Raw genomic sequence first — 6,826 nt, forward strand, 5'->3', positions numbered from 1 at the left:
TATACACTTGATTTTTTATTCAACACTTGCGGCCGCGCCTCATTTCCGCCAACCCTTGACAATTCCCCTCCCCATCAGTTACCCTATTCTTATAGGCTTTACACGGATATACACTTGATTTTTTATTCAACACTCCGTCCGCGCCTCATTTCCGCCAACCCTTGACAATTCCCCTCCCCATCAGTTACCCTATTCTTATAGGCTTTACACGGATATACACTTGATTTTTTATTCAACACTCCGTCCGCGCCTCATTTCCGCCAACCCTTGACAATTCCCCTCCCCATCAGTTACCCTATTCTTATAGGCTTTACACGGATATACACTTGATTTTTTATTCAACACTCCGGCCGCGCCTCATTTCCCCCAACCCTTGACAATTCCCCTCCCTATCAGTTATCATGTTCTTGTGGGGGTTACATGGCTATACGCTTGATTTTTTATTCAACATGATGAGCGATCGCCTCTATTCAATAAGATGTCCTAGCAGTTTTGGTAGAAAATACAGCCGGAGGGAAAGGACTCTGAGGAGAACACCGGCTTTCTATTCTAGTGGAATTAGAATTTTATTCTAAATCGGAGGTATAACTATCATTCTGGGCGAACGCATCGGCATCTAGTTCTAATACTTCGATCGCCTTCGTTTTCACTCCGATTCCATATTCTATCAGCAGATCCAGCAGTTTTTCTCCGTTGATTAACGTGATCGGCGGCGCACCCGGGGCGAACGCCACCTCCACCGTCCCCTTGGAAAAATCGCTCGTGGTGATAATCGTACCCCGCACCGCTTGAAACCGATACAAACACCCCCGCAAAGCATCCAAAACCGGCCTTTGAATGTTCCCCTGTTGCCTCTTCACCTGCACCACTTCCCGCACCGAAGTGATCCCCAGTTCAATATCCGCGACCACATCGACCCCCTTATCATTCGTCGGTGATGTCACCTCCACATTTTGATAATTCATCGCCTCCAACAATTGTTTGATCAAATATTCAAACGCCGTCGGAGCCATCGTTGAGAGGATTTCTTGAATGCTTGATCTGACCGAGGCTTTCTGCTCTTTAACCAGGGTCAAAATTTCCTGTACCGTCCCTCCGCCGTCGAGTTCTTCATCGCCTCCCGAATCTTTTAAATAATTCAAACCCGCGTCGGTAATGCTGTAGGTCGTCCCCGTTTTGATCAATAATTCGCGATCGGCCAAATTGTAAAGCCGCCGCCACAGCGTATCTTTGATGGTGCTGTCCGTGCCGAATTGGGAGCAACGCTTGAGATAGTCCGACCAATCGGGTACAAAATCTCCGCGACGACCTCCCCCTTTTTCAGCCACCACACTTAGTAATTTTAATAAGCCTTCCCCCTCGTCAATTTGTTTTTCAACCTCTCCCAAGGGATGGCAGATAAAATCCTGTCCCGCATCAGTTAATAAAACTTTCCCCCCTGAATCTTCTTCCAGCAACTGATAGGTTCGAGATAGGAGCCAGTGTCCGTAAACGTGACCAGGGTTAAGCTGGCGATCGCTCCCCGTCCAAATCGCCTCCGCCAGTTCTCGATTTTCCCCTTCCAAGCGTTCCGATATCCAGCGTTCTGGATTCGTCCAATCTACCGGATTTTGCAGGGTTCCCGACAGACTCATGATCGCCGATCGCACTCCCGTGATTTGCGCGCGATCGCGTCCGTTCCAAATCGGTAAAATCAATCTCAATTCCGAATAGGTCGGAAAGTGGGAAACTTTGACCCGGGTTTCGTTTCGCGGGTCTAATGTCGCCGAATTAGATTCGGAATCTATCGAGGTTACATCCCATTTTCTCAACCCAAAAACCCCGCGATTGACCCTCACGAAGCGGCTGAGATCCCCCTTCTGTTTGATTTCCACCGCAATGATGGCGTTGAGCGTGGCTTCCGGACTTTTGCCGTTCGTTTGAATTAAATTCCGTGCGATCGCAATTTGAGCAATTTTGCGATAGTGCAGGGGAGAGCCAACATCTTCTAAAACTTGAATGGCAGCATCGGCGAAAGACATAGGAATCGTTAAAAATCAGAAATCATCAATTTTGTCACATCTAAAACAACCCGATTAGGCGAGATCTCCAATTAAAAGGACAACTCGATCCGCAATGGGGAGATGTTGTCGCCCCGTCTCAAGTATAATATGAAAGGGGCACCCACCACCCTTGCCCCCCACTTCAATCATTCCTTAGATCGCCAAATATTCCCAGATGGGATAAAGTATAGATGTTTAGCCTGTTTGTGAAACCTAATGAAAGATACATGGGTCTATCTGAGCCGTACCATAAGCTACCAACCACAAACAAAAATAAAGCAACCAGTACCGTCGGACGTAGCAAATCCGTTCAACTTGACCAACCACTCACCTTTTCAAGCTGGAGTAACAACACTGTCAGTTTAAATCTTGGTGATAGTGCCGAATATTATCAGTCTTGGGACAATCCCACAGTCATTGTATCAGATGGAGCCTACGGTATTTTAGGCTTTCAAGGTGATACATCCGATCATCTCGATTTGCCCCAATGGTATGAACCCCATATCGCAGCTTGGTCAAAGTTCGCATTGCCCAGTACAACCCTCTGGTTTTGGAATTCCGAAATTGGATGGGCTGTCGTACATCCAATCCTTGAGAAATTTGGTTGGCGCTATGTCAACTGCAATATATGGAATAAGGGAAAAGCTCATATTGCCGGGAATGTCAATACAGAAAAAATCAGACGTTTTCCTGTGGTAACAGAAGTTTGTGTTCAATATGTCAGAGAAGTTAAATTCGATGACTTAACCTTGAAAGAATGGTTACGAAAAGAATGGTTGCGATCGGGTTTACCTTTACGCAAAGCCAATCTGGCCTGTGGTGTGGCAGATGCAGCAACGAGAAAGTATTTCGACCAAGGGCATTTATGGTATTTTCCCCCACCCGATATGTTTGAGAAATTAGTTCGCTATGCCAACCAATATGGGAAACCCGAGGGAAAGCCTTATTTTTCTGTAGATGGCCTACATCCTTTGACCGCTCAAGAATGGGGGAAAATGCGTTCCCAATTTCGATGTCCTCACGGTTTTACCAATGTTTGGCAGCGATCGCCTTTACCCAATGACGAACGAATAAAGACCCCCAACGGTAAAGCCGTCCATTTGAATCAAAAGCCCCTCGACCTCATGCAGCTAATTATTCAAGCTTCCAGTCAGGAACAGGATGTAATTTGGGAACCATTTGGCGGACTGTTTAGTGCATCTTTGGCTGCTAACATACTTAACCGCAAAGCTTTCGCTTGTGAAATTGACGAAACTTATTTCTATTATGGGGTGAAACGGTTTAGTCAAGTATTTTATCAATCTTCTCTTCTGTAATTCCCAGATATCTGATCAAGGCAGATTTCATCGACTCATCTCGCCGACTCGACAAAAGTTTTTTCCATTGATAAATTTCCACTCCAAAACATTCAGTTTTATAAACACGCTCCTTAAAACTTTCAATTTCTGGATGCACGATTCTGTCCATTTTGGCAAAGTTCGTGTCCAAACTGCCGAAAAACATCATATTCTCGACTAAACGTAGACTTCATCGTGCATTATTTAGCATGGTATTCACACAAATCAGAATAAACCCATCATAGGATAATCCCAAAATAGGATTTTCCGAATCCGCCCATCATTCATTCTCAGATGTAATAATCCCGCCTTTGAGTCACTCGACTTGACTACCTAAGTGTCAAACTACGGCAAGTTGATTTTTTGTTCAACACTTGCAGCCGCGCCTCATTTCCCCCAACCCTTGACAATTCCCCTCCCTATCAGTTATCATGTTCTTGTGGGGCTTACATGGCTATACGCTTGATTTTTTATTCAACATGATGAGCGATCGCCTCTATTAAATACATATCCTGCCAGAGGGAATATGATTCAACAACTTACCATTACAGTTTTGGTAGAAAATACAGCCGGCGGGAAAGGACTCTTAGGAGAACACGGGCTTTCTATTCTAGTGGAAGCCGACACCTACAAACTGTTATTTGATACCGGACAGGGAAACACTCTCAACCACAATGCGCGCCAACTAGGAATCAACCTACATGATATAGATGCGATCGCTCTGAGTCATGGTCACTATGACCATACCGGCGGCTTACCATCAATACTCAAAATAACCCAGAATCCAGTTTTATACCTACATCCAGCCGCCATTACCCCCAAATATAGCCCCAGAGGCGAAATTGGTTCCCCCATTCAAGATGAAAATATCCHCACAACCCATACCAGCAAAATAGTGTGGACAGAAACCCCCACGGAAATCATACCCGGAATGGGACTAACCGGAACCATCCCCCGCCACCATCCCCTCGAAGATACAGGGGGAGACTTTTGGATCGATGCTAACCACCAGACCATAGACACTCTACCTGATGATCAGGCTCTATTTATCCAAACCCCTCCAGGATTAGTTGTAATCTTAGGTTGCGCCCATTCTGGAACTATTAACACCCTAGACTATATTGCCCAAATCTGCCAACAGGATAAAATTTATGCCGTCATAGGAGGTATGCACCTGTTAAAGGCTAACCCAGAGCGCCTCGAAGCTACCGCCGCCCAATTAAAGCATTATCAAGTCCAACTACTAGGCGCTAATCACTGTACAGGCATTAATGCGATCGCCCATCTTTGGCATCATCTTGGATGTAGCATTGATGTTCGCGTAGGAACCCGCCTGCAATTCGGAACCAACACCCCATAACCTCCCACGCCGAAAAATTGATTTTTTATTCAACAATCTCGGCCGCGCCTCATTTCCCGCCAACCCTTGACAATTCCCCTCCCTATCAGTTATCATATTCTTGTCGGGGTTGCATGGCTATACGCTTGATTTTTTATTCAACAATCTCGGCCGCGCCTCATTTCCCCCAACCGTTGACAATTACCCTCCCCATCAGTTACCATATTCTTGTGGGGGTTACATGGCTATATGCTTGATTTTTTATTCAACATAATGAGCGATCGCCTCTATTCAGCGGATGATCAACAACTTTTGAGCGGGAATTTTTCATTCTCCCCCTAACAACCAAAAACCCGTATAAGTTACCCCAGAATCATCAGGTTGAACCAAGAGAAAATGTAATCCCTTAGCCAAGCGTTTACGAGTCTCAAACATCCGCGCCGCCTGAGCCACATCATCATCATCAAAAGTAGCAACTACCCAACGATCGCTCAATCCCGCCTCTAAAATCAAGCCATCAGGCTGTCCGGGGATATAATTAAAACCGACAGGTTTAACCGACTGTAACCATCTAGCCAAGCCCATAGACTGGCGACCGCCATCAATAACCACCCCAGAAATAGCAACAGTAGAAGCCAGACCCAAATTCAGGGGTAGTAAAATTGATGGCATATCCAAAATAGGAATAGGGCGATCGCCAAAGACCTCCTGAAGGTCTCCTGCTGGAAGAGTCGCAAACCGCCAGCGATCGCCCCAGAGATTTTCCGGTAGAGGTAAAGGGGGTAATTTATCAATAGCCAAAGGATCATAATTCTGGCCAGTATAACCCGTCATTTGGGGATAAATTAACATCATCTCAGCCAGCAATTTTTTTAAACCCAGCGTCCGACGAGTCGCCTGGACAGTCACCCCCAACTGTTTACCCACCACCTCAAAGAGACTCAAACAAGCAGGTCGAAACACCTGAATAATATCAGGTTGATCAGTCACAAACATCTCTTTTAACTGGTTAAGTAACCAAGTCGAGTTAGCCTCCGACTGAGGACAAGTCGCCACCAATAGGCGATCGCCTAATTGATCACAGACTAACAGTTCCCACAAAGGCTGTCCCCTCTCATCCTCAAGAGGACGGCGATAAAAATCAGCTTGCCATATTCGCATAACAAATCAAGCCATTAGTGAATCATTTAATAAATCTTAAAGTCAAAGGATAGCGATATCTGATACCCTCATTAGCTTTGCTGGCCGCCACAATAGTAAAAATTAAATCAAACAACAACACCGCAAATAGCAGAGGAATCCCAAGTGAACTACCCCACCCTGCCGCCCTAGAGGATGGGGCTTCCTGATTCAACGGGAACTGCATCTAACAAAACCGATGTTTTGCCAGGTTGTCTTACACTCCCGACCCAGGCAGTATCGCTGGTTCCCAACGACAATATCCGCAAGGCTTCATTTCTGATRTTTTGTGCCGCGTTGACATCTCGATCATGGCAAGTCCCACAATGTTGACATTGCCATTGACGAATATCTAACGACAAACTATCTACTCGGTTGAGGCAAACGTGACAGGTTTTAGAGGATGCAAAGAAACGGTCAACCTCAATATAGGTTTTTCCTTCCCACTCCGCTTTATATTTAAGCATTGTGGTAAACATTCCCCAGCCTACATCACTAATCGCCTTGGCTAGTTTGGGGTTTCGTACCATCCCTTTTATGTTCAGATTCTCTACAGCAATAACTTGGTTTTCGTTGACTATCTGGCGGGATAGTTTGTGTAGAAAGTCCTCACGGCAACGGGCAGTCTTGCTATAAACCTTAGCTACTTTTTGTTGGGCTTTAGTTCTATTCTGACTACCCTTTTGCTTCCGGGATAGTTTTTGTTGTTTACGTTTAAGATTACGGTGATGTTTGGCGAAATGACGGGGATTATCATACTTTAACCCATCACTGGTAATGGCGAAATGAGTCAATCCAACGTCAATGCCAACCGCTTTACCTTCGGTAGACTGACTCGGAGTTTCTTTCCCATCATCCACCAATACCGAAGCATAGTATTGTCCATCAGAATTTTGGGAGACCGTCACAGTTTTGATTGTCCCTTCAAA

Annotated in this window: 7 protein-coding genes; 2 read left to right on the forward strand and 5 right to left on the reverse strand. The window is 45.5% G+C overall.

Translation table 11 applies throughout. The annotated features are described in order from the left end of the window. Window positions 1–566: 566 nt before the first annotated feature. On the reverse strand, window positions 567–2,021 hold the full coding sequence (locus B9T16_RS23805) for a restriction endonuclease (RefSeq protein WP_410245934.1): 1,455 nt from the start codon (window positions 2,019–2,021) through the stop codon (window positions 567–569). A 212-nt stretch (window positions 2,022–2,233) separates the two neighbouring features. Between B9T16_RS23805 and B9T16_RS23810 the strand changes: the two genes are divergently transcribed. Further along, complete coding sequence (locus B9T16_RS23810) at window positions 2,234–3,358, forward strand: DNA methyltransferase (RefSeq protein WP_410245935.1); 1,125 nt, start codon at window positions 2,234–2,236, stop codon at window positions 3,356–3,358. Here the strand turns inward: B9T16_RS23810 and B9T16_RS23815 are convergent. Next, the gene (locus B9T16_RS23815; protein ID WP_235181481.1) at window positions 3,324–3,509 is read right to left on the reverse strand and encodes a hypothetical protein; all 186 of its coding nucleotides are present in this window, start codon (window positions 3,507–3,509) and stop codon (window positions 3,324–3,326) included. The two genes, B9T16_RS23810 and B9T16_RS23815, sit on opposite strands and share 35 nt — an antisense overlap. A 396-nt stretch (window positions 3,510–3,905) precedes the next feature. Here B9T16_RS23815 and B9T16_RS23820 point away from each other — a divergent pair, with 396 nt between their 5' ends. Further along, window positions 3,906–4,739, forward strand: a complete 834-nt coding sequence (locus B9T16_RS23820) for an MBL fold metallo-hydrolase (protein ID WP_410245936.1) — start codon at window positions 3,906–3,908, stop codon at window positions 4,737–4,739. Window positions 4,740–5,045: 306 nt separating this feature from the next. On the opposite strand, the gene B9T16_RS23825 is transcribed toward B9T16_RS23820, so the two are convergent. From B9T16_RS23825 to B9T16_RS23835, 3 genes are all read right to left on the reverse strand, one after another. Next, a complete protein-coding gene (locus tag B9T16_RS23825) occupies window positions 5,046–5,879 on the reverse strand; it encodes a Tab2/Atab2 family RNA-binding protein (RefSeq protein WP_006616101.1) in 834 nt (277 codons plus the stop codon). 22 nt (window positions 5,880–5,901) lie between these two features. Continuing rightward, the gene (locus tag B9T16_RS23830) at window positions 5,902–6,084 is read right to left on the reverse strand and encodes a DUF4870 domain-containing protein (protein ID WP_410245937.1); all 183 of its coding nucleotides are present in this window, start codon (window positions 6,082–6,084) and stop codon (window positions 5,902–5,904) included. Then, window positions 6,047–6,826 (reverse strand): RNA-guided endonuclease InsQ/TnpB family protein (locus tag B9T16_RS23835; protein WP_410245938.1); only part of this gene is annotated, 780 nt, incomplete at its 5' end. The genes B9T16_RS23830 and B9T16_RS23835, both read right to left, overlap by 38 nt.

The sequence above is a fragment of the Arthrospira sp. PCC 8006 genome (assembly GCF_046480465.1).
In the GTDB taxonomy this organism is placed as follows: Bacteria; Cyanobacteriota; Cyanobacteriia; order Cyanobacteriales; family Microcoleaceae; genus Limnospira; species Limnospira platensis.